Annotated in this window: 25 protein-coding genes; 13 read left to right on the forward strand and 12 right to left on the reverse strand. The window is 60.7% G+C overall.

Going from position 1 to position 25,587, the window contains the following annotated elements; genetic code table 11:
* Positions 1 to 4 precede the first annotated feature (4 nt).
* From GSQ75_RS06850 to GSQ75_RS06875, 6 genes are all read left to right on the forward strand, one after another.
* Positions 5 to 748 (forward strand): ABC transporter ATP-binding protein, encoded by a 744-nt coding sequence (locus tag GSQ75_RS06850; protein ID WP_158753704.1) that lies wholly within the window; start codon positions 5 to 7, stop codon positions 746 to 748.
* Entirely contained in the window at positions 745 to 1,716 is a 972-nt protein-coding gene (locus tag GSQ75_RS06855; RefSeq protein ID WP_158753705.1) for an HlyD family efflux transporter periplasmic adaptor subunit, read from the forward strand. The genes GSQ75_RS06850 and GSQ75_RS06855 overlap by 4 nt, the downstream gene beginning before the upstream one ends.
* Positions 1,717 to 1,799: 83 nt before the next feature.
* Complete coding sequence (locus tag GSQ75_RS06860; RefSeq protein ID WP_158753706.1) at positions 1,800 to 2,636, forward strand: alpha/beta fold hydrolase; 837 nt, start codon at positions 1,800 to 1,802, stop codon at positions 2,634 to 2,636.
* Complete coding sequence (locus tag GSQ75_RS06865; RefSeq protein WP_158753707.1) at positions 2,636 to 3,010, forward strand: EamA family transporter; 375 nt, start codon at positions 2,636 to 2,638, stop codon at positions 3,008 to 3,010. The genes GSQ75_RS06860 and GSQ75_RS06865 overlap by 1 nt, the downstream gene beginning before the upstream one ends.
* On the forward strand, positions 3,007 to 3,408 hold the full coding sequence (locus tag GSQ75_RS06870; protein ID WP_158753708.1) for an EamA family transporter: 402 nt from the start codon (positions 3,007 to 3,009) through the stop codon (positions 3,406 to 3,408). Before GSQ75_RS06865 ends, GSQ75_RS06870 begins: the two co-directional genes overlap by 4 nt.
* Before the next feature lie 20 nt (positions 3,409 to 3,428).
* Positions 3,429 to 4,640: a DegT/DnrJ/EryC1/StrS family aminotransferase gene (locus tag GSQ75_RS06875; RefSeq protein WP_158753709.1), complete on the forward strand. Its 1,212-nt coding sequence runs from the start codon at positions 3,429 to 3,431 to the stop codon at positions 4,638 to 4,640.
* A gap of 1 nt (position 4,641) precedes the next feature.
* Here GSQ75_RS06875 and GSQ75_RS06880 read toward each other — a convergent pair whose 3' ends face one another.
* Positions 4,642 to 5,523 carry an arginase family protein gene (locus GSQ75_RS06880; protein WP_158753710.1) on the reverse strand — a complete coding sequence of 294 codons (882 nt, stop codon included), beginning with the start codon at positions 5,521 to 5,523 and terminating at the stop codon, positions 4,642 to 4,644.
* Positions 5,516 to 6,586 carry a GNAT family N-acetyltransferase gene (locus GSQ75_RS06885; protein WP_158753711.1) on the reverse strand — a complete coding sequence of 357 codons (1,071 nt, stop codon included), beginning with the start codon at positions 6,584 to 6,586 and terminating at the stop codon, positions 5,516 to 5,518. The genes GSQ75_RS06880 and GSQ75_RS06885 overlap by 8 nt, the downstream gene beginning before the upstream one ends.
* Positions 6,587 to 6,654: 68 nt before the next feature.
* On the opposite strand from GSQ75_RS06885, the gene GSQ75_RS06890 reads away from it, so the two are divergent.
* Positions 6,655 to 6,927: a phosphopantetheine-binding protein gene (locus GSQ75_RS06890; RefSeq protein WP_158753712.1), complete on the forward strand. Its 273-nt coding sequence runs from the start codon at positions 6,655 to 6,657 to the stop codon at positions 6,925 to 6,927.
* Complete coding sequence (locus GSQ75_RS06895; RefSeq protein ID WP_158753713.1) at positions 6,927 to 8,162, forward strand: beta-ketoacyl-[acyl-carrier-protein] synthase family protein; 1,236 nt, start codon at positions 6,927 to 6,929, stop codon at positions 8,160 to 8,162. Before GSQ75_RS06890 ends, GSQ75_RS06895 begins: the two co-directional genes overlap by 1 nt.
* An 86-nt stretch (positions 8,163 to 8,248) precedes the next feature.
* Here GSQ75_RS06895 and GSQ75_RS06900 read toward each other — a convergent pair whose 3' ends face one another.
* On the reverse strand, positions 8,249 to 9,649 hold the full coding sequence (locus GSQ75_RS06900) for an aminotransferase class III-fold pyridoxal phosphate-dependent enzyme (RefSeq protein ID WP_158753714.1): 1,401 nt from the start codon (positions 9,647 to 9,649) through the stop codon (positions 8,249 to 8,251).
* Positions 9,650 to 9,705: 56 nt separating this feature from the next.
* Positions 9,706 to 10,410 (reverse strand): MtnX-like HAD-IB family phosphatase, encoded by a 705-nt coding sequence (locus GSQ75_RS06905; RefSeq protein ID WP_158753715.1) that lies wholly within the window; start codon positions 10,408 to 10,410, stop codon positions 9,706 to 9,708.
* A 143-nt stretch (positions 10,411 to 10,553) separates the two neighbouring features.
* Here GSQ75_RS06905 and GSQ75_RS06910 point away from each other — a divergent pair, with 143 nt between their 5' ends.
* Both GSQ75_RS06910 and GSQ75_RS06915 read left to right on the forward strand, forming a co-directional pair.
* Positions 10,554 to 11,351: a MipA/OmpV family protein gene (locus tag GSQ75_RS06910; RefSeq protein ID WP_158753716.1), complete on the forward strand. Its 798-nt coding sequence runs from the start codon at positions 10,554 to 10,556 to the stop codon at positions 11,349 to 11,351.
* Positions 11,352 to 11,581: 230 nt separating this feature from the next.
* Entirely contained in the window at positions 11,582 to 12,196 is a 615-nt protein-coding gene (locus GSQ75_RS06915; RefSeq protein ID WP_158753717.1) for a hypothetical protein, read from the forward strand.
* 115 nt (positions 12,197 to 12,311) lie between these two features.
* Here GSQ75_RS06915 and GSQ75_RS06920 read toward each other — a convergent pair whose 3' ends face one another.
* From GSQ75_RS06920 to GSQ75_RS06935, 4 genes are all read right to left on the reverse strand, one after another.
* Complete coding sequence (locus tag GSQ75_RS06920) at positions 12,312 to 12,980, reverse strand: CPBP family intramembrane glutamic endopeptidase (protein WP_158753718.1); 669 nt, start codon at positions 12,978 to 12,980, stop codon at positions 12,312 to 12,314.
* Positions 12,981 to 13,160: 180 nt separating this feature from the next.
* On the reverse strand, positions 13,161 to 13,709 hold the full coding sequence (locus GSQ75_RS06925) for a helix-turn-helix domain-containing protein (protein WP_158753719.1): 549 nt from the start codon (positions 13,707 to 13,709) through the stop codon (positions 13,161 to 13,163).
* Between the two features lie 195 nt (positions 13,710 to 13,904).
* On the reverse strand, positions 13,905 to 14,219 hold the full coding sequence (locus GSQ75_RS06930; protein ID WP_158753720.1) for a non-heme iron oxygenase ferredoxin subunit: 315 nt from the start codon (positions 14,217 to 14,219) through the stop codon (positions 13,905 to 13,907).
* Positions 14,216 to 14,764 carry a GNAT family N-acetyltransferase gene (locus tag GSQ75_RS06935; protein WP_158753721.1) on the reverse strand — a complete coding sequence of 183 codons (549 nt, stop codon included), beginning with the start codon at positions 14,762 to 14,764 and terminating at the stop codon, positions 14,216 to 14,218. Before GSQ75_RS06935 ends, GSQ75_RS06930 begins: the two co-directional genes overlap by 4 nt.
* 174 nt (positions 14,765 to 14,938) lie before the next feature.
* Here GSQ75_RS06935 and GSQ75_RS06940 point away from each other — a divergent pair, with 174 nt between their 5' ends.
* The gene (locus tag GSQ75_RS06940; protein WP_158753722.1) at positions 14,939 to 16,975 is read left to right on the forward strand and encodes a M13-type metalloendopeptidase; all 2,037 of its coding nucleotides are present in this window, start codon (positions 14,939 to 14,941) and stop codon (positions 16,973 to 16,975) included.
* Positions 16,976 to 17,029: 54 nt separating this feature from the next.
* Here the strand turns inward: GSQ75_RS06940 and panE are convergent, their stop codons facing one another.
* Positions 17,030 to 17,962, reverse strand: a complete 933-nt coding sequence (panE, locus tag GSQ75_RS06945; protein ID WP_158753723.1) for a 2-dehydropantoate 2-reductase — start codon at positions 17,960 to 17,962, stop codon at positions 17,030 to 17,032.
* Entirely contained in the window at positions 17,950 to 18,879 is a 930-nt protein-coding gene (locus GSQ75_RS06950; RefSeq protein WP_158753724.1) for an acyltransferase, read from the reverse strand. Before GSQ75_RS06950 ends, panE begins: the two co-directional genes overlap by 13 nt.
* A 311-nt stretch (positions 18,880 to 19,190) precedes the next feature.
* Between GSQ75_RS06950 and GSQ75_RS06955 the strand changes: the two genes are divergently transcribed.
* Positions 19,191 to 19,967 (forward strand): DUF72 domain-containing protein, encoded by a 777-nt coding sequence (locus GSQ75_RS06955; RefSeq protein WP_158753725.1) that lies wholly within the window; start codon positions 19,191 to 19,193, stop codon positions 19,965 to 19,967.
* A 39-nt stretch (positions 19,968 to 20,006) separates the two neighbouring features.
* Here GSQ75_RS06955 and GSQ75_RS06960 read toward each other — a convergent pair whose 3' ends face one another.
* Complete coding sequence (locus tag GSQ75_RS06960; protein WP_158753726.1) at positions 20,007 to 20,519, reverse strand: hypothetical protein; 513 nt, start codon at positions 20,517 to 20,519, stop codon at positions 20,007 to 20,009.
* Positions 20,520 to 20,950: 431 nt separating this feature from the next.
* Between GSQ75_RS06960 and GSQ75_RS06965 the strand changes: the two genes are divergently transcribed.
* Positions 20,951 to 22,207, forward strand: coding sequence for a site-specific integrase (locus GSQ75_RS06965; RefSeq protein WP_158753727.1), 1,257 nt, complete (start codon positions 20,951 to 20,953; stop codon positions 22,205 to 22,207).
* Positions 22,208 to 22,356: 149 nt separating this feature from the next.
* On the opposite strand, the gene GSQ75_RS06970 is transcribed toward GSQ75_RS06965, so the two are convergent.
* Positions 22,357 to 25,461 carry a sensor histidine kinase gene (locus GSQ75_RS06970; protein ID WP_158753728.1) on the reverse strand — a complete coding sequence of 1,035 codons (3,105 nt, stop codon included), beginning with the start codon at positions 25,459 to 25,461 and terminating at the stop codon, positions 22,357 to 22,359.
* Positions 25,462 to 25,587: the final 126 nt, after the last annotated feature.

Below are 25,587 nucleotides of genomic sequence, written 5' to 3' on the forward strand. Positions count from 1 at the left end.
CGCGATGCATCCTGCCACGGCCATCGAACAGCTACCCGCAGCCGCCCTGTTTGCCGAAAGCATCAGCAAATCCTTCATGTCCGGCCACCAACGCACACAGGTGCTGGATGGCCTCACGCTAAGCATCGACGCCGGCGAGCTGACCCTGATCTCCGGCCCCTCCGGTTGCGGCAAAAGTACCCTGCTGGCGATCCTCAGCGGCCTGCAGAAAGTCGACAGCGGTCGCGTGCAGGCACTCGGCAGCGAACTCGGCCAGCTCGACCTGCGTGCGCTGGAACGTTTCCGCCTGCAGCACACCGGCTTCGTGTTCCAGGGTTTCAACCTGTTCCCTGCGCTGAGCGCATTCGAGCAGGTTGAGTTGCCGCTGAACCACATGGGCCTCTCACGCAACGAGGCACGTCGCCGTGCGCAGCAATCGCTGGAGGAAGTCGGCCTGGCGCATCGCATGCGCTTGCGGCCGTCCGAGCTGTCCGGCGGCGAGAAGCAGCGCGTGGCGATCGCCCGTGCGCTGGCCAAGGAACCGGAGCTGCTGTTCGCCGACGAGCCGACCAGTGCGTTGGACGCCGCCAATGGCCAGATGATCATCGATATCCTGCACCGGATCGCCCGCACGCACGGCACCACCGTGTTGTGTGTCAGCCACGATCCGCGTCTGGTCGTCCACGCCGACCGCGTCCTGGCGATGGAAGACGGTCGTATCCTAAGTGACCAGCGACCAGACACGTCTGACAACGGAACCCCATCATGAAGTCGCCCCTGTTTTCCGCGTCGCGGCACCCGCATGCCGCGCTACTGATCCGCCTCGGCTGTCTGGTCGTAACCATGCCGTGGTTGCTGGTTGCCTGCTCCAAGTCCACTGATGCGCCAACCAGTGCCACTGCCAAACCCGTCGCCGCGTATACCGCCGTGGCACGCGGCCGGATCGACATCGAAGGCGGCCTGCTAAGCCTGTCGATGCCACGCGAAGGTACCCTCGCCAAGGTCACCGCGCATGAAGGTGACCACGTCAAGCAGGGACAGCTGCTGGCTGCACTGGATACCGAATCGGCCACGCTCGCAGTGGATGCCGCGCAGGCGCAGATGGAGCAGGCGCAGGCGCAGCTGAAACTGCTCGCCATCAAGCAGGTGGCTGCCAAGCAGCGCGCCCAGCGGCTGACCGCTGCCGTCGCTGCCGGTGCCGGCGATGGCCAGAGTGCCGATGATGCACGCGAGGCCGCGGCACAACTTGATGCCGAACAACAGGCCGACCGCGCAGCGCAGGACATGGCCGACCAGAAGCTGCAGGAAGCCCGCTACGAGCTGAAGCAGCGCAGCCTGCTCGCGCCGTTCGACGCCGAGGTGATACGCGTGCTGGCGCAGCCCGGTGCCAGCGTGTCGCCATCGGCTGGCCCGTTGTTCACCCTGCTGCCGCAGAAGCCGCGAATTGTCCGTGCCGAGCTCAATGAGAGCTTCGTCGGGTTGATCCAGCCGGGCATGCATGCCGAGGTGGTCGCCGACGGCGGGAGCGGCAACACCCCGTTGAGTGCCCACGTGCTGCGCATTGGCCAGGTGTACGGCCCAGCTACACTGGAAAATGACCCGCAGATACGCGCCAACGCGCGCACCGTGGAATGCGTGCTGGCGTTCGACCAGCCACAGGACCTGCGCATCGGCCAGCGTGTGATCGTGCGCTTCGGCGCCGCTTCGACACCGGCCCCAACCCCCTCGAAAGACTGAAGAAACTGCGATCTGCGACCCTTTACCGTATCAGGGACCGTTGTCGCTCAAGCGATGGCGGCCTACCAGTACAGGGCAACCGTGTGATTCAGCAGACTGATTTCTTCTTCGAGGGCGGACGCAGCGGCGTGCTGCTGATCCATGGCCTCACCGGCACACCCATGGAAATGCGTTTGCTCGGCAAGGGCCTGAACCGTGCCGGCTTCACCGTGCACGGCATGCAACTGGCCGGTCACTGCGGCAACGTCGAGGATCTGCTCGCGACCGACTGGCACGACTGGTATGCCAGCGTTGAAAAGGCGGCTGACGACATGCTCGGCAAGGTCGACCACTTGTTCGTCGGCGGCCTGTCGATGGGTGCACTGCTCGCACTCAAGCTGGCGGCGGATCGCCCGCAGCAGATCGCCGGCGTCGGTGTTTACGGCGCCACCTTCCGCTACGACGGCTGGAGCATTCCGTGGTCCGCACGTCTGTCGTTCCTGTTGCCCTTGCTGAAAAAGCTGGGCATCGGCCGCAACCGCAGCTTCATGGAGCAACCACCTTACGGCATACGTGACGAGCGCCTGCGTGCGCAGGTCAGCACCGCGATGCTCAGCGGCGACAGCGCCGCCGCAGGCCTGCCTGGCAACCCGTGGTATTCGCTGGCCGAGATGTATGGCCTGGCCGCCGAAGTACGCAGCCAGCTGCCGCAGGTGACTGCACCGTGCCTGGTCGCGCATGCCAGCGAAGACGATGTCGCCAGCCTCAAGAATGCCGAACTGGTGATGCGTGAAGTCAGCGCACCGGCCGAGCTACTGTTGCTCAAGGACAGCTACCACATGATCACCATCGACAAGGAACGGCGCACCCTGATCGATCGCTCGGCCGCGTTTTTCGACAACATCGCCGCGGGCCACGGCATACAGTGTGTCGCGGCCTGATGATGCCGGCGGCGGGTTCCATCTCCAGCCTGGTAGCGGTTCTGTGGCTGCTCAATGTCGTGCTCGACACCGGCGGCCAGCTGGCGTTCAAGGCAGCGGCCAATGCGCCCGGCGATGGCCTGACCCGCTGGCTGCACATGGCGCGACGCCCCTGGCTGTGGCTCGGCATCGGCTGCTATGTGATCGAGTTCCTGATATGGATCGCATTCCTGTCGCTGCTGCCGCTGTCCGAAGCCATCCTGCTGGGGTCGATCAACATCGTGGCCGTGATGGTGGCCGGGCGCCTCCTGTTCGGTGAAAAACTCACCCGTCTTCGTGTGGCCGGCATCCTGCTGGTGACGCTTGGCGTGGCGATCGTGGGAGTAGCCGGATGAAACACGGCTGGTTCTACCTGATTGGTTTCCTGCTGCTGATGGGCTTCGACTCGATCGGCGCGATCAGCTTCAAGTACGCCGGCATGCACGCCTTGCCCGTGGAAGCCAACATCGAATGGTTATTGCGCCTGTTCGCAAAGCCTTGGGTATACGGCGCGGTGGTGGGTTACATCGGGGCGTTCTTCACCTGGATGACCCTGCTCAAGCACGCACCGATCGGCCCCGCCTTCGCCGCCTCGCACCTGGAAGTAGTGTCGGTGATGCTGCTGTCGGTGTGGCTGTTTGACGAACACCTGACCGCCGGGCGCGTGCTGGGCGCGGTCGCGATCCTTGCCGGCATCGTCTGTCTGGGGCTAGCCGAAAGCCACGAGCACGTGCCGGAACCTGCCGAAGCCTGAGCACCGGCTAAGCTGCGCGCATGCTGCCCCGTCGCTCTCATGAACTGCCACCGACCGCCGGCCTGCCACTGCGGCTAAGCGACCTGCGTCCAGGTGCAGCCACCCTGGCTGCCGACATCGCCGCACAGTTAGGCACTCCGCCGTTGCAACTGGAATGCTCGGGCACCGCATCGCTGCTGATCGCGCTGACGGCCCTGCACGAGCTGCAGCCGCAGCGCCGTCGCGTCGTGGTACCCGCGTTCACCTGTCCGCTAGTGGCGATCGCCGTGCAACAGGCTGGCCTCGAATTGCAGCTGTGCGATCTGCGCGCCGGGCACTACGACATGGACCCGGTCGCACTGCGCGCGGCCTGCGACGAACGCACGCTGGCGATCATTCCCACCCATCTGGCTGGCCGCGTCGCTGATGTCGACGATGCGCTGGCGGTGGCCAACAACGTCGGCGCGTATGTGATCGAGGATGCCGCGCAGGCGCTGGGTGCACGCCGCGCTGGCGTCAGTGTGGGGCTCGCCGGTGATATCGGCTTTTTCAGCCTGGCCGCCGGCAAGGGACTGTCGATCTACGAAGGCGGCCTGTTGCTGGCGCGCGACCCGAAGCTGCACGAACAGCTGGCGCGTACGGCTGCACGCATCGTTCCGCATCGTTTCGGCTGGGAATGGAAACGCAGCATTGAATTGCTCGGCTACGCCGCGCTGTACCAGCCACGCGGCTTGCGCCTGGCGTATGGCAATCCACTACGCCGCGCCTTGCGCCGTGGCGATCCAGTGTCCGCAGTAGGCGATGACTTCCCACTGACGATCCCGCTGCACCGTGTCGGCCGCTGGCGGCAGGCAGTGGGTGCACATGCCGCCACGCGCCTGCCGGCGTTTCTCGACCAGCTGTCTGCGCAGGCGCAACGCCGCCTGCCGCGGCTGCGCCTGATCGACGGCATCGAAGTACTCGATGATCCAGCCGGCGCACAAGGTACCTGGCCGTTCCTGCTACTGCTGCTGCCTGATCAAAAGCGGCGCGATGCTGCGCTGGCGCAACTGTGGCAAGCCGGCCTGGGTGTCAGCCGGCTGTTCATCCACGCTCTGCCCGACTACGCCTATCTCGCCGACATCGTCCCAGCGCAAGACGTGCCACATGCGCGGGACTTCGCTGCGCGCAGCCTCAGTATCAGCAACAGTCCATGGATGACTGACGACGATTTCGAGACGATCTGTCGCACGCTGGAAGCAGTGCTGATCTGAGTCAGCCGGATTTTGCCGTAATCGCCTCCAGCAACTGCAGGTTCAACGCATGCTGCTGCGCCTGCCAGCCAGCCAGTTGCGCCGGATCGATCTCGGGCTGCTCGTCCATCGCCGACAGCTGGCGTTTCCACCAGCTCTGGTAGCGATAATGCGAGACCTCGCCGTTGATGTCGCTGCCGACCAGATCAGTGCGCAGGCTGTCGATCAAGGCCAGGGCGTGACCGGTCAGCATCCGACCCTGATCCCAGTTGGTATGCGCCACCTCGGGCGAAAACGCATCCTTGTCGATCGACAAATAACTCGGCGCGGTCTGCGTGCGCTGCAATTCGACGAACGCATCGACCATGGCCTCGGGCGTGTCGAAACCACGAAACGCATCTGCCAGGCCGAACCGGCGCGCCCAGCGGGTATCCACACCCATGTTCCAGTAGGTGAGCTTTCCGCGCAGCAGTGGTGTCAGGTAATTTTCCCATGCATGGCCAGCGCCGATATCAGCCGAGGTGATCCCGAGCACATGCACATGGCTGACGCTGGGCAGCATCGCCACGCGACGCACCCACGAACCGCAATGCACGCCGAATGGAAAGCGCATGTTGTCCGGGTGGTTGTCGAAGACCACCACCTGCATCGGCACACGCGGTTGCAGCCGCGCAATCAGTGGCCAGCTCAGGTGATGAAAATCGCCACTGCCCATGAACACGGTGCCGTACTCGGCCGGCAGCAACTCGTCGAGCATCGTGCGGAAGCGCCGCATGGTCGCCAGCGAGCAACCGAAGCGGATCGACTCCTGCCAGTGCTCCAGTGGCAACACCAGCCGATCAGGCAAGGGCCCGACCGACTGGTCGATGTCGAGCACGACAGGTCGGTTCGCCAGATCATTCATCGGTAACCTCCGTGGCTGCCTGCCAGCTGCGATCGCTTTCGAAATGACTGCCGAGCCGGCGCAGCAATGCACGCAGCAGCGGGTTGCGGGCATATACCGCGTGGCGCGTGAAGGTCATGCTTGCACCCAGAAAGGATTTCACTTCGGGATCGGTCCAGCCGGCCACGTAATGGGTCAGCGCCTGCTGTCGCGCATAGTCGAGATTGTGCATCCAGCTGACGAAATACAGGTTGTGCTCGCGCGCCTGCGGATAGGCGAAGCCGACATACTTGTCGATCAGTTTGCCACCGTGCTCGTAACAGAGGTTCCAGCCGATCATCTGCCCCGCATGCCGATAGACGAACACCACGCCATTGCTGCCAGCATCCTGCAGCACCTCGCGGAAAAACGCCGCGCTCAGCCGGTCGAAGTGGATCTCGCTCTGCGCATACACGTTGTCGAACAGTGCGTAGAACTCGGCCAGCGTCGCCGCATCATTGAAACGCGCGTCGCCGGTGCGCACCGCCTCGACCTCGAGATCGGCACGCGAGCGCAACTTGCGCCGGATATTTTTCCGCCGGCCGGATGACAATCGCGAGAGATATTCGTCGCCCGACGCGAAATCGATCGGCACCCACGCCAGCGCCTGACCTTCCAGCAACACATAGCCTTCACGTTCACAGGCACTGGCGAATTCACGCGCATACGCGTTGTCGGCATCGCTGAGCAGCGGCGAATCCTGCGCGATGTCCTTGACGATCATCAGCTTGCATTCACGTCCATACGCCGCCTTCAGCCCTTGCGCCAGCGCAGCAGGCGGCACACTCGAGGGCAGCGGCGCGTATTCGGACACGGTGGTGCCGGCAAACTGCGTACGCCAGCGAAGCAGGCGCCCCCACAGGCGATACAGCGGCATGCGGGTCACGCGACGGCGCAGCACGTCGTCCGCCGTGGTCAGCAGGTCGAACGGCGCCACGAAGCTCGGCATGCCTTGCGGTGACAGCTGTACGGTGAAGCCGAGCGGTGGCTGCGCCATGAAATGCGAGAGCAGTGCGTCCGGTTCCAGTTGTGAAATGAAAGGCATGAGTAAGCCAATTTGCCTAGACTGGTGAGTATGTAAAACTGCGGTTTGCAGCCAGGAGCCTACTCGTCATGACCGATACGACCCAGCAACAGGTTTTCGACATCATCGCCAAGCAGGCCAAGATCGACGTGACCACGATCAAGCCCGAGTCCACTCTGAAGGACCTGGGCATCGCCTCACTGGAGGCGATCGAGTTGATCTTCGACATCGAGGAACACTTCGACATTACCTTTCCCGACCAGCAGGGCGCCAACTTCGACACCGACACGACGCAGAGTCTGGTCGACGCGGTGCAGAAGGCGCTGGACGAAAAGGCCGCTGCGGGCGAAGGATCGAAGTGATGCCCACGGTTCCGCAGATGCGCCGCGTGGTGATTACCGGCATGGGTGCGATCAGTCCGCTCGGTGTCGGCGCCGAAGCGCTGTGGCAGGGCCTGCGCGAAGGCCGTAGTGCCATCGGTCCGCTGCAGCATCCCGATGCCGATCGCCTGCGGGTGAAGATCGCCGCGCAGGTGCCGGCGAGCTTCGACCCGACGGCGAATATCGACGAACGCACCCTTATCATGCTCGATCGCACCTCGGAATTCGCACTGCATGCAGCGCGCGAGGCGATCGCGCAATCCGGGCTGGACTTCAGCCAGAACGGACTCGGCGTGCGCACGGCCGTTGTGGTCGGCACCGGCGTCGGCGGTGAAACCACCCAGGACGAACAGAGCAAACGGCTGTACGCGGAAAACTCCCAGCGCGCGCATCCGCTCACGATCGTGCGGGTGATGACGAATGCTTCGGCCAGCCAGATCAGCATTGCCTACGGCCTGCGTGGACCCACCTTTGCAGTCTGCAGCGCCTGCGCCTCGGCGAACCACGCCATCATCCAGGCCGCGCAGATGATCCGCTACGGCATGGCTGACGTGGCCATCACCGGCGCTACCGAAGCCTGCCTGACCTACGGCGCCCTGCGCTCGTGGGAAGCGATGCGTGTACTGGCCGACGACACCTGCCGCCCGTTCAGCGCGAACCGCCGCGGTCTGGTGCTTGGTGAAGGCGCTGCCATCTTTGTGCTGGAACTGCTGGAACATGCGCAGGCACGTGGCGCCACCATCCTGGCCGAGGTGGCCGGCTTCGGCATGACCGCCGATGCCACCGACATCGTGATGCCCAGCGCGGAAGGCTCCTCCGCGGCGATGAGCCAGGCGATGGCCGACGCGGGCCTCGCCCCGCAGGACGTCGACTACATCAACGCTCACGGCACCGGCACCCAGGCCAATGACGTCACCGAGAGCCGGGCGATCCGCATGGCCTTCGGTGCGCACGCCGATCGCCTTGCGGTGTCCTCGACCAAGTCGATGCACGGCCATGCATTGGGCGCTTCCGGCGCGCTGGAACTGGTGGCGGTGGTCGGTGCCATGCGCGACAGCGTGGTGCCACCCACCGCTAACCTGGACAAGGTCGATCCGGCCTGCGATCTGGACTATGTGCCGAATGTCGCCCGGCCGATGCCGGTGCGTGCTGCACTGAGCAACTCGTTCGCGTTTGGCGGTCTCAATGCGGTGTTGGCGATCAAGCACGCACCCTGACGAGGTTTCCCCCGGCAACAAACAAAAGAACCCGGCGACAGGTCGCCGGGTTCTTTTTGCGCGTGATGATCCACGCGCGACCGACATTAGCCCTTCTTGGCTTTGGTCAGCAGCTGATCGAGCAGCGACATCGCCAGATCGATTTCTTCGTGCGTGATGTCCAGCGACGGCGCGAACGTGATCACGTTCTTGTACCAGCCGCCCACATCCAGCACGAGGCCGATCTTCTTGCCGTTGTGCTCGAGGTCGCCGGCCAGACCGATGTCGACCATCTTGTCGAGCAGTTCCTTGTTCGGCGTGAAGCCATCATCGGTGCAGATCTCGGCGCGCAGCGCGAGGCCGAGGCCGTCGACGTCGCCGATTTCCTTGTGCTTCTTCTGCAGGTCGCGCAGGCCTTCGAGGAAGTGCGCACCCTTCTTCGGCACCGTGGTCTCGTAGTCCAGCTCGTAACCCATCTTGATCACTTCCAGACCCAGCGCGGTGCCGAGCGGGTTGGAGTTGAACGTGGAATGGGTCGAGCCCGGCGGGAAGACCGTCGGATTGATCAGCTCTTCGCGCGCCCACAGGCCTGACAGCGGATTCAGGCCGTTGGTCAGCGCCTTGCCGAACACCACGATGTCCGGCGTCACGCCGAAATTCTCGATCGACCACAGCTTGCCGGTGCGCCAGAAACCCATCTGGATTTCGTCGGACACCATCAGGATGCCGTACTTGTCGAGCACCTTCTTCAGCCCCTTGAAGAAGCCCGGTGGTGGGATCACGTAACCGCCGGTGCCCTGGATCGGCTCGACGTAGAACGCGGCGTATTCGCACTGGTTCGTCTTCGGGTCCCACACGCCGTTGTATTCGGTCTCGAACAGGCGCTCGAACTGGCGCACGCAGCTGTCGGAATACTCTTCCGGAGTCATGCCCTTCGGGCGACGGAACGGATACGGGAACGGCAGGAACATCGCACGCTCGCCGAAGTGGCCGAAGCGGCGGCGATAGCGATAGCTCGAGGTGATCGACGACGCGCCCAGCGTGCGGCCGTGGTAGCCACCCTCGAACGCAAACATCAGGCTCTTGCCGTTGCAAGCGTTGCGCACAATCTTCAGCGAATCCTCGATCGCCTGCGCGCCACCCACGTTGAAGTGCACGCGACCGTCGAGACCGAACTTCTTCTTCGCATCCAGCGCGATCGTCTTGGCCAGCTCGATGCGGGTCTGGTGCAGGTACTGGCTGGCCACCTGCGGCAGGCGGTCGATCTGATCCTTCAGCACGTTGTTGAGGCGCTGGTTGCCGTAACCGAAGTTCACGGCCGAGTACCACATCTGCAGATCGAGGAACGGCGTGCCGGCAGTGTCGAACATGTAGCTGCCTTCACCGTGACGGAAGATCTTCGGCGGGTCCACGTAATGCACGGTGTCACCGAAGGAGCTGTACTTCGCCTCGTCGGCGAGCAGCTGCGCGTCGTCGATGAAGCCGGCGGCGGTCTTGTCGATTTTCATGGAGAAAGATCCGGAATGATTCGGGGTGTCGGAAGATGTAGCGGCGTACAGCGTGATCAGGAAACGGCAGCGTGCGCCGGCTCGTGATGCCAATGGCTGGACAGGCTGCCGTTGAGCAGCTTCGGCAAGAACTCAAGCGCATCCTCGAAACCGGTGATCGGCACGTAGTCGATACCGGTCGCACGGCAATGCTCGATCAGGCGATGCTTGGCAAACACGAAATCGACGCGATCGGCGGCGCAGAAATCCGAGGCGCCGTCGCCGATCAGCAGGGTCTTCGCACCGGTCTTGCGTGCCTGCGCCACGCAGGCGCACTTGCAGGTACCACTGCGGCAACCGTCCGCCTGGAACGGCGAGGTCAGCTGCCACTGCTTCGGCGGCTGGGCCGGCGACAGATGGTTGGCTGCCAGCGGCAGGTTGTCCAGGCCATAACGGCCGAGAATCTGGTGGATCGCGTAATCGAGACCGTCGCTGACGATGCGGATCGGCACATTCAACTCGCGCGCCTTCGCCACAAAACCCGGGAACGCGTGATCGATCCACAGCCCGGCCAGATGCGCGTCGAGCTCCGTACGAGTCATCTGCAGCAGATCGACCTGCCCGGACATGCACTCGCGCGAACCGATGCGGCCGGCGCGCCAGTCCTGCTCAAGCACTTCCCAACCCGGACGACCAAAACGGTCGAGCAGGGAGTCGATCACGTCTTCGACCGAGATGGTGCCGTCGAAATCACAGAGGATGGTCCAGCCAGACACGGACATCAGAGGGAGCTCGCGCTAATAACGATACTGGCTAGGGTAGAAACGCTGCCTTTCGGCGCCCTTTCCCTTTACGTAACAAATGCTGAGCAAAAGGCCGCCACTGTGCCCCCATTCAGGCCCGCAGGCCCTATGCTGCCGCCCCCATGAGCCATACGCCCCGGCATTCCCGCCCCTTTCGTCGACCCTTGCTGGTGACCAGCCTGCTGGTGTGTCTGCTATGGGCACACGCCAGCATGGCCGATACCGACCCAAACATCTTCGCTGGCGGCGTCGGCATGGAATACCTGCCCAGCTGGCCTGGAGCGAAAACCTCGCGCACCCAGCCGATACCCTACGTCGACATCGAGATCCCCAACCGCGTCAGCCTGTCCACCCTGGATGGCCTGCAGGTCGATCTGATCGGCGGCTCCGTGCTGCACGGTGGCATCTACGGCGACTACCAGTGGGGTCGTGACAGCAGTGACCTCGGCGTATTGCGCGACAAGATCGCCCCGCTATCGCCCCGCCTCACGCTGGGCGGCTACCTGGAGTGGCAACTCACCAAGCAGATAGATGTCGGAACCGATCTCAGCCACGACACCAACGGCGCCGGCGAGTATCTCGACATCTACGGCGAGTGGGATCTGCCCAAGGTATGGCTGCTCGAACATTCCGTGGAGCTGCGCTGGCAGGCCATGAACGCGCATGCGATGAACCGCTTCTTCGGCATCGACCCGGCCCAGGCCAGCACACTCAACGTACCCGCCTGGCAACCAGGCGCTGGCAGCCAACTCGCCACGCTGGAGTACGACCTGTTCGTACCGACCAGCAAACACACCGGTTTCGCGCTGGCACTGGTCTATGGACGACTGCTTGGTGACGCCGGTGACAGTCCGCTGGTGACGCGCTTCGGCTCGCGCACGCAATGGAACGAATCGGTGGCGTTCATCTACCACTTCTGAGGCAATTTCAAACCGCCTTTTCCAGTCATCCAGTCTCTTCCCTACCGTCATCCCAGCGCAGGGCGGGATCGCACCTGGCCTGCACGAAAGACTGATCAGACAGCCCACTCAGCCGCTGCGAAATGCATCCACGCAAGGACTGGAATGGCAGCACATATCGCACGCCCATGACGGCCCCTGACCCCGGCGATACACTCGCACTGCACTCAAATCCTTCATCAGGAACCGATATGGCAAAGTCGCTCGCCACCCTGCTTGCGGTCATGACGCTCACCCTGGTGATCCCTGTCGCCCACGCCGACCAGACCATCGTGTTTCTTCGCCACGGCGAAAAACCACCGCTGGGGCTGGGACAACTCGACTGCCAGGGCCTGAATCGCGCACTGGCTTTACCACAGGTAATGCAGGCCAAATTCGGCACGCCCACCGCGATCTATGCACCCGACCCCGGATCGACCGCGCGAGACAAGGGCGTCGAATACAACTACATCCGCCCGCTGGCCACCATCGAGCCGACCGCCATTCGTCTGGGCATGCCGGTCAACACGTCATTCGGAGTGCGGCAGATCACGGAGCTGGAACAGGAACTCCTCAAGCCCGCCTACAGCTCGGCGACGATCTATGTGGCATGGGAACACAATCTGGCGCAGCAGGCAGTGCAACAACTGGTTGCCTCCATCAGTGGCAAAGCGCAACAGGTGCCGGTGTGGGCCAACGATGACTTCGACTCGCTCTACGTCCTTCACGTGAAGTGGCAGAACGGCAAGCCGATTTCAGTTAGCTTCGAGAAAGAAGCCGAAGGGCTGAATCACCAGTCGGCCGAGTGTCCTGGCGCACGCTCCTGAGCGAACGGCAGCGGCATATTTCGTAGCCAGGAATATTTCTGTTCCAATTCCTCGCCAGGAATGACTGCTATCGACCCGTAGCTAACGGTCAGCACGGTCCGCTAATGCGGGGTTATTAACCGGTGCTCTGTGCCGCTTGCCTGCGCATTGCGAGGGCTGGCATAACAAGAATCCCGGCGCCATCAAGGATTGCATGCACGATGATGCAGGCCCAGAGATTTTGGGTGCGCGTAAAGAGGAGCGTAATAACAAACGCGCAGACAAAAACCGGGACGAGGTGAGCAAGCCCCAAGCGCAAATGACCAAGCGTGAACGCAGCAATCGAGAGAACGCAGGCTAACCCGATGCTACCGAGCAGATGCTGGCCTACACCGATGGCATAGCCGCGAAACAGCACCTCCTCAGTGACAGCTGCCGTCACCACCACGAAGCATCTGTGGCCGAACGGCAGGCGCAAAAGATTTCGCTGCAGCTCGAGCTGTTTCGGCGAAGCAGCACGAAATTTGCCTCGCACGGATACATAAGCGCTGAGCACAACGAACAGGATCGCCGCGGCAGAAATAGCCAGCCCCAGACTTTGCCATGTGGGCCATTCCAAGCCGAGATGCACATGCCAAGCCTCGCTGTTTGCGGCAGCGATGACGAGCACAGCTACAGCAGCTATCCATAGGGTGAGACGTGGAACCGGTGAAAATTGATTGAAACCCAGCCACGTGAAAAACACGAGCAAAAGCGGCGACCCGAAAAGCGCCACAAAAAGACCCACGTATAGAAGCTGCGGCATTGGATACCTTCCTCTCCGGTGGTAACTATGGAATGTACGGGCCCATGGATTCGGCCTTACATCTCGCGTTAAACGCCACCAACTGGAGCATAGTCACGTACTAAACCAGCGTTCAAATGCCTGCGGGAGTGGCTGGACATGTTTTTACCCTCTCCATTCAAAAAATGACGGTCGCGGTCGTTACTTTGCTTTCGTGGCCCGCTCCGGCAGAGTGACGATGGATACTGTTCGTTGCACTTGATTCTTGGCGCGTCCACGTTTCGCAAACTGCTGAATGAGCGCTTCCAGCTCTTTCATAAAGCCGGCAAATTCCTTCGATCCCGCGCTGAAAGTCACCTGCAAGTAGTGGACATCATCGCGCACCACGTCGACGTCATCGGCACGCATGTAGCGGCCAAAGTCCTCAAGTAGCGACGCGACAAAGATCGAGAAATATTTCAGATGGGTTCTTGGGTCGATGGCTCCGATGTCTTCCGGAGCCACCTTTCCGGCATTGGGATCGAGTCGATAGGTGCGTTCCAGGGCGCCACGCACGGGTGTTTCCGAAGTGACGATCAAGGCGCCGGCTTCGACCAACTGCTTCACGTGTCGGTAAAGCGTCGCTTGTGGGACATCGTCAAGCTTTTGCGCCAAGTCTCGAGCGGTAAGTTCCGCTCCTCCTAAAAACGCCCGCACGATCCTCAGGCGTATCGGGTGCAGCAAAATATCGATGGCAGTCTTTTCAGTCAAAGAGCAGGCACACCTTTATCAATTTTGATAAAGGTATCTCAAGGTTCTAGACAAGGTCAAGCGGGCGCTGCCTATTGCGACTTCATCGGGATCCGCCGCGCCCAGACACGGCGTTAGACATCAGAAGTTATCGACGATGATCAACTGCTTTCGGCTGCTCAGAGCAGCCGAAAGCAGACAGCTCAACACAAGCTCTCATCGGTCATCCCGCGTCCAGATCGCCCCATCCTCTTCCCGAACCGGAAAACTCGCGATCGGCTCGTAGGCCGGCGGTTTCGTCACCGCACCCGTGCGCAGATCAAAGCGCGCCCCATGCCGCGGACATTCCACTTCGAAACCATGCACCTCGCCACCGGCAAGATCGCCGCCGTCATGCGTGCAGGTGTCCTCGATCGCGTACAACGCGCCGTCGATGTTGTAGACCGCGATCGGGGTGTCGCCATCCCACACTACCTTGAACTCGCCCGGCAGCAGTTCGCTGCGCGTGCCGACTTTCACCCAATCCTTCATGCCGCCTGCCCGGCGAAGTCCTTGACCAGCACTTCGAAGCGCAGGTCGTCGCGGCGCGGAATGCCGAAGCGTTCGTCGCCATACGGAAACGGTTGGTATTCGCCGGTGCGGCGATAGCCGCGGCGCTCATACCAGGCAATCAGTTCGGCGCGCTGCTCGATCACCGTCATGCGCATCGCGCGGCACTGCCACTGCTCACGCGCCATTCGTTCGGCTTCGGCCAGCACGGCCTTGCCGAGGCCACCACCCTGCTCGTCGGGATCGACCGCGAACATGCCGAAGTAGCCGGACTCGCCCTGCCGTTCCACATGGGCGCTGGCGATTAGCCGCCCGTCGCGTTCGGCCAGCAGGATGCAACTACCGGGACGGCTGACCAGTTCGCCGACCGCATGCTCGTCGGTACGCCGACCATCGAGCAGCTCCGACTCGGTGGTCCAACCGCGTCGGCCCGAATCGCCACGATAGGCAGATTCGACCAGCGCCACGATGATGGGGATATCGGCAGCCCCGGCTGTGCGGAATACGGGGAAAGTGGGTTCGCTCATCGGTTGATGATAATGCGCGCCCGGCCCGCATCACCATGATCTGCAGCAACTCCCGGCGGTGGCCACCCGTGACCTTCGACACTGTCTACCACCCCGCATCACTGCCTACGGTTCAGGGTCTGTCTGCCCACGACCGGGCAACACATGCGCGATCGCGCCAATCAGGGAGAACCCATGAAACATCGAATCGTGAAACCGCTGGCGTTTGCCGTAGGCATGGCCTTGTGCACCGGCGCCGTCGCCGCCACCCCCAGCGTGTTCGATGTGCACGAGCTGGACAGCAAGATCAGCGCCTGCAGCGACTTCAACGGCTTCGTGAATGCGAAGTGGATCGCGGCGAATCCGATCCCCGCCGACCGCACGCGCTGGGGCTCCTTCGACGAACTGCGCGAGGCCAGCCTCAACGTGCAGCACAAGATCGTCGAGGACGCCGCCAGCCATGTCGCCCAGGCCAAGCCCGGCTCGATCGAGCAGAAGATCGGTTACCTGTACGCCTCCGGCATGAACGAAGCCGCCGTCAACAAGGCCGGTTTCGATCCGATTAAGTCGCAGCTGGCCGACATCAGCGACCTGAAGAACACGGCCGATGTCGTCGGCTATATCCGTGACAGCTACGCCCGCGGTGAACCGGTGCTGTTCCGCTTCGGCGGCAATGCCGATTTCAAGAATTCCAACAACGAGATCGCCTACGCCGGCCAGGGTGGACTCGGTCTGCCGACCACCGATTACTACAGCAAGCCGGATTTCGAGAAAATCCGCACCGCCTACGTGGCGCATATCGCGAAGCTGCTTGAGCTCACCGGCGTCGGTGCCGCCGATGCACAGCAGCAGGCCAAATCAGTACTGGCATTCGAGACGCGTCTCGCCGCTGCATCGCTGGCGCGGGTGGAGATGCGCAAGCCGGAAAACCGCTACCACTACGTCAGCATCGCCGACGCCGACAAGGTGACGCCGAGCTTCGACTGGGCCGCGTTCTTCAAGACGCAGGGCGCCGACGTGAAGGACGGTTTCTCGCTGTCGCAGCCGAAATTCTTCGCCGAGATCCAGAAGATGTTCAGCGACGTGCCGCTCGCCGAATGGCAGGCCTACTTCCGCTACCACGCGATCGCCAATGCGGCACCTTACTTGTCCGCGCCATTCCAGCAGGAAGACTTCGCGTTCGAACAACAGACCCTCAACGGCCAGAAGGAAATGCAGCCGCGCTGGAAACGGGTCCTGAACACCACCAACGATGGCATGGGCATGGCGCTGGGCCAGTTGTATGTGGCACACAATTTCTCTCCGGCCTCCAAGCAGCGTGCCCAGGAGCTGGTCGACAATCTGCGTGCTGCCTACAAGACGCGCATCGAGAACCTGCCCTGGATGAGCGACGTGACCAAGCAGAAGGCGCTGGAGAAATGGGCTACCTTCGTGCCGAAGATCGGCTACCCCGACAAGTGGCGCGACTGGTCGGGCCTCGCGCTGACGCCGGACAACTACTACGCCAACGTGCAGGCGGCCGACAAATTCAACTACGACTATGAAATTGCCAAGATCGGCAAGCCGGTGGACCGCAGCGAATGGAGCATGACGCCACAGACGGTGAACGCCTACTACAACGCGCAGCAGAACGAGATCGTGTTTCCCGCGGCGATCTTGCAGCCGCCGTTCTTCGATGCCAAGGCGGATGATGCGATCAACTACGGCGGCATCGGTGCGGTGATCGGCCACGAGATGGGCCACGGCTACGACGACCAGGGCAGCAAGTTCGACGCCCAGGGCAACAACGTCAACTGGTGGACCGATGCCGATCGCAAGGCGTTCGAGGTGCGTACCGCGAAACTCGCCGCGCAGTTCGACAGCTACGAGCCGCTGCCCGGCAAGCACGTCAACGGCCAGCTGACCATGGGCGAGAACATCGGCGATCTCGGTGGCCTGAATGCGGCATACACCGCGTTGCAAATGGCGCTGTCGAAGAACCCGGCCGAAGCGAACAAGAAGATCGACGGCTATACCGAGGATCAGCGCTTCTTCCTCAACTGGGCGCGCGTATGGCGCGGCAGCATCCGTCCCGAGGCGCAGCTCACCCTGCTCAACACCGATCCGCACGCACCCGCGCAGTTCCGCGCGATCGGCGCGCCGTCGAACATGCCGGAGTTTGCCCAGGCGTTCCAATGCAAGCCTGGCGATGCGATGGTGCGTTCGCCCGAGACGCAGGTGAAGATCTGGTAAGCCGCAACAGCTGAGTCGCCCGGAAAGCCGCGGTCATCGCGCCGCGGCTTTCTTTTATGCGGGTACGCGCGCCCTACCTGCTTCGTAGGCTTTCAGGTGCGCATAGACCACTGCCAGCAGTGAACAGTCGCCATGCGACTGGCCGGATCGGGCCAGCATGTCGCCGATGACATGATCCGCTTCGATCGCATGGCCATGCTGCAGGTCGCGCAGCATCGACGCCGTCAGGCCCGAGCCGGCCTCGGTCAGCACGCCGCGGGCGCGTTGCAGCGTCGCCTCCCCAGGCGCATGACCGGATCGCTCCGCTACCGCCCGGCATTCTTCCAGCAAGCCAAGCGTTGCGGCCACGCCGCCAGGCGCGGCGACGATATCGCCCACTGGTGCGCGCATCAGGCAGGTGATGCCGGCCAGCGTTGCCAGGAATATCCACTTGTCCCACATGTCCTGCAGGATCGTCTGGCTGGGACGCGCATCAAAGGCCGCCCCGGTGAGAACCTGCGTGATCGTCTGCATGCGCTCGGACAATGTCCCGTCGCGCTCGCCAAACGTGAGGCTGTGCGACTGGTTCAGATGCTGCACGATGCCTTGCGCATCCAGCGTGGCGGCGATCACGCACTGGCCACCAAGCACGCGTTCCGCGCCGAACCGCGCATCGAGCAGATCCAGATGTCGCATGCCGTTCAACAGTGGCAGGATTGCGGTTTGCGGGCCGATCGCCGGCGCGATGTCCACCATCACCTGTTCAAGCGCATAGGCCTTGCAACTCAGCAGCACGAGGTCATATGGCGTGCGCAGATCACGCGCCAGTACGGTCGGTGGTGCCGACAGGTTTGCATCGCCGGTGATGCTGCGTATCACCAGACCGTTGCGTGCCAGCACTTCAGCACGTGCTTCCCGCACCAGGAACGTCACATCACGCCCATGCTGCAGCAGACGGCCACCGAAATAGCCACCGGTGGCACCGGCGCCGACGATCAGGATGCGCATCGCTGGGGGTCCTGTTGCTGTACCACCGGTTGCTCATGCATGCGTCCGATTCGCGTGTCCTTCTCGCTCCACAGCGTATTCACCCAGGTCTGGAAACGTTCACGGAACGCCACGTCATTTTCGTAATTGCCATGCAACTCGGCGTCGATCGGCAACTCGCGCAAGTGCACGCGGATATCGCGGATACGGCCGGCGATCAGATCCATCATGGTGCATGGGCCGTTGGGATAGACGATGGTGACGTCGAGGATGGCATGCAGCGCATCGCCCATCGCATCGAGCACAAACGCCACGCCACCGGCCTTGGGCCGCAGCAGGTAACGATACGGCGATGACTGCGCATCATGCTTGGCCGGCGTGAAGCGCGTGCCTTCGACGAAGTTCATTACCGACACCGGCATGTGGCGGAATTTCTCGCAGGCGCGCCGGGTTGCCTCCATGTCCTTGCCTTGCAGTTCCGGGTGCGCGGCAAGCGTCTCCTTCGAGTAGCGCTTCATGAACGGGAAATCCAGCGCCCACCATGCCGGCCCCAGCAACGGCACCCAGATCAGCTGGCTCTTGAGGAAGAAGCGCAGGAACGGAATGCGCCGATTGAAGATTTTCTGCAGCACGGGGATATCCACCCAGCTCTGGTGATTGCACAGCACCAGATAGTTGCCGTCATAACGCAAATCCGTCAGTCCCTCGAGCTGCCAGCGTGTACGGGTAAACCAATCGAACATGAGGCTGTTGACCGCGATCCAACTTTCCGCGATGACGATCAGGATGCGCGAACACGCAAGCCGGATCATGCGGACCGGCATGATCACCTTGATCAGCGTGAACACAAACAGCGGCAGCACATGCAGCACGATGTTGACGGTGAGCAATAGCATCACGAGGGGGATGCGGAGTAGAGCTGGAAACGTGGCGAACATGGCATCAATCGCTGATGGGAATGGTGCAGAGTAACTCCGCAGGGGCTGGGGTGTAAGCGCGGCAGTCGGGATATTCCGGGATGCGCGGCGCGCGAAGGATTGTTCGGCCCATCCTTGGGCCTCAAGCGAAGTACCCCGTCGCCAAAGCATCACGGCCAATCCACGCCATTCGCAATAAAGTCACGAGCGAATACCGAGCTGGTGACGTCTTGCTTGCCGATGAGGCCACGCAACATGGAGGACTCCGCACATTAGTGTGCCTGCGGAAATATTTGGAGCCGCTGATTGCCACCGAGGAGAACTAGACGTTCATGGTCGGTAAGTCACTTACGAACGCCCCAACTAGGCCCGTGCTATTCATCGGCTGCGCCGGCTGGTCGATTCCGGCCATAGTGACGAACCGCTTTCCCGAGAGGAATAGCCACCTCGAGCGATACGCCCAGAGGTTTAATAGTGTCGAAATCAATTCCTCGTTCTACCGCTCGCATTTGCCAGCTACTTACCGTCGCTGGGCGGCCACCGTGCCTGAGGCGTTCCGGTTCGCAGTGAAGATGCCCCGCTCGATCAGCCATCAGGCTCGGCTGCACGACTGCGAGCCGGCGATGCAAACTTTTCTTGACCAGGTCGGGGAATTGGGAACGAAGTTGGGATGTCTATTGCTGCAGTTGCCGCCCAGTTTGGCCTATGCATCAGCGGAAGCGCTGAAATTTTTCGATCAGCTAGCGCGGCTGTATCAAGGTCGAACAATCTGCGAGCCGCGGCATGCCTCATGGTTTCACCCGGCCGTTGATCGCGCGCTGCGCGAACGGGGCATAGCCCGCGCGGGGGCAGATCCTGCACGGCATCCGCGGGCCGCGATTCCAGCCGGCGATCCTCACCTACAGTACCTGCGTCTGCACGGCTCGCCGCGGATCTATTACGACAGCTATTCCGAATCCACGCTGCACCGGATCGAGTATTGGCTATGTCGCCCCAGTAGCCAATGCCTCCAGCGCTGGTGCATCTTTGACAATACCGCGCTTGGTCACGCCGCGGCCAATGGCCTAGCCTTGATCGAGTACATTCATAGAGCTTCGGTCGTTAATTGACCAACTTCACGTCGTTCGATCGGCAAGTAACTGATTGCGCTATGCCGTCAGACTGCATTGCATGAGGACTTTTCCATTCGCCACTGTGCCGGCATGGATGAAACCCAGTCTTCCCATAATTCTCTGAGCAGCCCGACGTTCTATCTTGCGATTCTCGAGGGTGACGATCAGACGGCGAGGTGCGCCAGGTTCGTGCACCATGGCTTTGAAACCTTCGATCATCGTCTCCATCACACGAACATTGAGACCTACCAGCCGACTGGCCGGCCGAATGAATAAACGAACGAATCCATAAGATGCGCCGTGATCATCCAGAAGAATCGCCACCGTGCAAGCGCCTGCGATATGGCCACTTTCCATCTCCTGGAGAACACATGCCACCTCGAATGAGCGGCGCCAGGCTTCGTCTGGACTCGTCAATGCTCCTTCCCGCAACCAGAATTCCACGATTTGCTGCCGCAGCCTGTCCGAGACATTGCCAAATACCCACCGGGTCTGAAGGTTCTGTCGTGTGGCAACCGGTGCCGAAGGCGTTTTGATCATGGAGTCCATCGCGTTTCCTGTTGCAACCAATTGGCTTCAGAAGTGTATGTAAATTAAAGATCTGTCTATTCGTGGAAACGATATGAGACTGAATACAACAGCGTCTACACATTGAGCTATCGGCAGATCTCCAACGAGTACTTTAGAGCTGAAATGATTTTTGATCGCCGCGATGGGGTGCCTGCGCTCGATGTGCGACCCTGCAACAGGCATCATCCGGACCATGGACCGCAAAATTGTACCCACAAAAAAGCCCTGAAAAATCAGGGCTTTATGCAATCTGGCGGAGAGAGAGTCCGTCTACCCAGAGTCCAAGCGCATCCAAACAAGTCCATACAAATGGCTTAACCACGCCATCTACGGCGCATTGTTGTCCAAAATGGCTCATAGGCGTCCAATCAAATCCAGCGTATAATCGTGGGTAGGAACAGGGGTAGACAATGGCTCGCACGCTCGAAAAACTATCTGATCTGAAGGTTCGCAGGATCCAAATACCTGGGTACTTGGGTGATGGTGGCGGCCTTTATCTGCAAGTATCCCCCTCCCTCTCAAAATCGTGGGTGTTTCGTTACCAAATGAACGGCCGCGCCCGAGAGATGGGCTTGGGCGCATTCCATTCCTTTGGCCTGAGTGATGCGCGGAAGCGCGCCATGAAATGCCGTCAGCTTGTCGCGGATGGCATCGACCCCATCGATGATCGTAAGTCTGCCCAGCACCAGAAGCGGCTAGCCGAGGCACGAGCGGTGGCGTTCGGTCGCTGTGCCGCTCTGTATATCGAAGCGCATCGCAGCGGCTGGAAGAATGCCAAGCATGCTGCTCAGTGGGAAAGCACGCTCGCGACTTACTGCAAACCGATCTGGAATGTACCGGTCGATGAGGTCGATACGGAGCTCGTTATGCTCTGTCTCAATCCTATTTGGACGACAAAGACCGAGACAGCAAGCCGAGTACGGGGGCGGATCGAGTCGGTGCTGGCGTGGGCAACAGTTCGCAAACTCCGAACCGGTGACAACCCCGCGGCGTGGCGTAACCATCTGGACCAACTGCTACCCAAACGCAGTGAGGTGCAAAAAGTCAAACCCAGGCCCGCATTGCCCTACGTTGAGATTCCTGTATTTATGTCAAAGCTTCGCCAGCACCAAGGGCTGTCCGCCCGCGCGCTGGAGCTGCAAATTCTGACGACTACGCGGCCAGGCGAATCTGCAGGTGCGCAATGGGATGAGATCGACCTGCCAAAAGCCCTTTGGATCATTCCAGCTGAACGAATGAAGGCGGAAAAGGAACATCGAGTGCCCCTATCGCCTACAGCAGTCGAGTTGCTACGTTCGTTGATACCGAAAGTGAAGGGCAAGCCGGTCGTTCCATCCGGCCATGTATTCCCTGGCGTGAAGGGTCAATCCCTGACCACTGCTGCAGGCGAGAAGCTGATGAGGGGCATGCATGCTTCAGATATTGCCAAGGGAGGCAACGGGTTCATGGACCCTAGAGAAAAGAGGCCTTGCGTGCCCCATGGCTTTCGATCCAGTTTTCGTGACTGGGCAGCGGAAACAACCAAGCACTCGCGTGAGGTCATCGAGAAGGCGCTGGCGCATCTCCTCAAAGATGCCTCAGAGGCAGCCTATCAACGTGGGGATTTGCTGACTCGGCGTGCAAAGTTGATGAGTGACTGGGACCGCTATTGCAGTTCCCCCGCATAGTGTTGCGCGCACCAAGGCGTAGCCATGATATCAGTCCAACATCAACTCCTCTCTTTTGATAGAGGCGGCCAAGATTACAATCGATTTGAAGGGAAGGTCGCCTGACCTGTGTGAGTCTGCCGCTGCGACGGCAGGCTCACTTGGCCGCATCATGACTCACCCACCAGCAGAGCGGCGCTAAACCAGAAAAAACGCCTAGTCTTCGTAGATGCTGAATAGGCGATGTGTGCTGGAATGCAGAGCGTGACGCGAGTTCCGTTGCCTGGTGGCGACTCGATGGAGAGCTTCGCTGACATCTGTCTGGCGCGCTCGCGCATGCCCGTCAAGCCCCAGTGTCCCGGCTTCTCACCTACATCCAGGACGGCCGGGTCGATGCCGCTGCCGTTGTCTTGCACCTCCAAAATCAGTACGTCGGGACGATAGTCAAAATGAACGGTCAGCAGACTTCCACCAGAATGCTTATAGGCGTTGAACATGGCTTCCTTCATGATGAATGAAGCCTCTTCAAAAATCTCCTTCTTCAGATTTCGTTCGACGCCTTCAACCGACACGTTCAACGTCGTCCCGAGACGGGATATCTGTTGTTTCGCAAAGACTGATAGAGTCTCGGCGAGATTGCCGTATTCTTCGGATCGCAATCGAGAGACCTGATCTCTGCTTTCGACAATGATCTCGCGCGCTTGATCCAGGTCCTGATTTAGGAATTGTCGTTCGGCTGTATCTTCCGGAAGTCTGTTTACACGAGCTTGCATTTTCATCAATAGTCCCGGAAAACTCTGCAGCAACGTATCGTGCAAATCACGCGCGATCCGTTCCCTCTCCGCATGCCGTGCTTCCAGACGAACGCGTAGGCGACGATTGACCTGACGGACACGAAATGCAAAAACTTGCCAAAGTGCGAGAACCACCATGCATGCGCAGAGCACCATAAACCAGAGCGTCTGATAGAACGCAGGCTTAATGGTGAACCCTACGTGGGCGCCCATATTGTTCCAGACACCATCCTCATTGGCTCCTATGACATCGAAGTGGTGGTGCCCGGGTCCAAGATTCGAATAGCTCACCTCGCGTTGCAAACCCACCTCGCGCCAATCGTTGTCCAAGCCACGCATACGAATTTTTGCCTCCACACGTTCCGGCATGGTCATGCTCAGCACGGAAAAGGTGATCCGAACATTCTCGGTATGCGCCGGCAATGTCAGTCCGTCTTGTGGTGTATAGGCGTTGCCATCCGCCTCAACAGAATCGATGACCACTTGAGGTGGCAAGGGATTGGAGATCAACTGCGCAGGGTCGAGCCAGACGACTCCGTTACTGGTCGCGAACCAGAGTCTTCCGTCCGTACTTTTGATGGCCGACGGCAGTGGATATTCCAATGCAGGGGAGCCGGGTAGCCCATCCAGTGTGTCGAACTTTCGAAAGTGCATCGGATACGACGGATTAATTTCGGCTTGACGCACATCCTTTGCTGGCAGTTGGAATACACCGTCTAGCGTGTGGACCCACAAGTCGCCCTGCGCCGAGAATATGATCCCCGTGACGCTTTTCAACGAGCCACCATCGGCCAGTCCCACCATCTTCAAACGCAGCCCATCCATGTAACCCAGGCCGTCACTACCTCCTATCCATACACGATGACCGTCCTCTTGAAAGGATTTCGCGTCGCCGACCACCACGCCTTGAGCGGGCCCGAATGTGGTGACTTTATCCCCATCAACGATGACAATTCGATTGTCCCTGTAACCCAGCCAGACCCTTCCGTCAGCATCGGTAAAGTCCACGCGCGGCGTGCCGCTGATAGACGATTTTTTCCACTGACCATTTGCCCATGTATACAATCCCGCTCCCGATTGGCCGCTGACCGATACCCATAACGTATCGTGCAAGTCTTTGGTTATTGCCAAGACAAGTGCAAATGCCGCGGTATTGGCATTAGGGCGATTTGCCACATGCTCGGCGCCCGCATCGCTCATCTTCCAGATTCCACCTACCCCTCCGATATACACCACACCATCGCGGTCGGCGTATGCCGCAAGCGTGTAAGGCGGCACACCAAACGTCTTAAGTTGCGAGTCTTTGAGCTCCATGACCGGCTTTGACGAACTCCCAGTCCAGATCGATCCCTCCGCCCCCGCCGCCAATGCAAAATCGTGAGTGCCCGCCGGAAAAGGGGCTGGCGCGAAATTGCTGCGACTGAATCTATCCACGCCGGCGCCGGTACCGACCCAGATGTTGCCCTCTCGATCGAGCAGCAACGGCCATGCGTAGTCGCCACTGAGTCCGTTGGAGCTACTAAATAGCTCAACTTTCGAGTTCAGCACGGATAGATCGGTCTGCTCACTGATTGCACTAGACGCGATGTGGCGTACGCCGTCGCCCAATCCATTAATCCAAAGCCCTCCCAGACGATCAAATAACATGCGCTCCGAGGAAGTCGTCGTAATGCTTCCGGGAGCCCGAACCGGCATCCCCGCGCTTGTTGTCCAGCGCTCAATGGCTCCGCGCAAATGCGCGACCCATACGCTGCCATCGGGGGTCTGTACGATGTGACTCACGAACCCCGCTTGTTCCAGAGGCACAAATTGCTTGGCGTCCGCGGCGCGGTAAACCAACTCTGTTCCAGTACCCGCCCAAAAAGCACCGTCACGGGCGATGAATAAGAATGTGGCGTACTTACCCTTGAATCCCTCATCAACACCAACTTTTTTGAAATGCTCCCCGACGAGTGTGTAGAGACCACCGACACCATAAAGCCATATCGCGCCGTGACTGTCCTCAACGAACCCGTCAATTTCACTGTGATCAGGAAGCCCCTCTTTTGGGCCGTAATGAATTAGGCGGCCGTCTTTCAGGAAACTTGCGCCACCCTGTTCGTAACTGATCCATAGGCCGCCATCCGAACTGGCATATAAACCAAAGACAGCGCGGCTCGATGATGACTTGTCATCAAAGCGCTCAAACCGAGCACCGTCAAAGCGGTACAAACCGTGGTCAGTGCCGATCCACAAGTAGCCATCCGACGTTTGCGCTAGTGTGGCGACCCCTGTAGGCGCACCACCTTTACCAGTCCATGCCACATGCTTGTAACGATCGAGCGTCCATGGACGCGGATCGGCGTGGACCTGACATGACAGTAAGAGAATGATGGCGGCCAGCAGCCATCCACAGAACGCCCGAGCCATATTCCACTTATGGCGCAACACGAAATCAGGGATGCCCAACTCTTCCAGCACAGAATGACTACGGATCGTCATGCGGGATGATTCCGGGCACGTTGTTGGCGCGGCTAGGCTTCGTTCAATCTCTTTTGACTCGCGTAGCTTTTATACATATCCAATCAACCTTGTACAAGCGAGGAAGGCAGCGCTGCGCTAGCTTTG

Source organism: Dyella sp. S184 (assembly GCF_009766065.1).
Taxonomy (GTDB): Bacteria; Pseudomonadota; Gammaproteobacteria; order Xanthomonadales; family Rhodanobacteraceae; genus Rhodanobacter.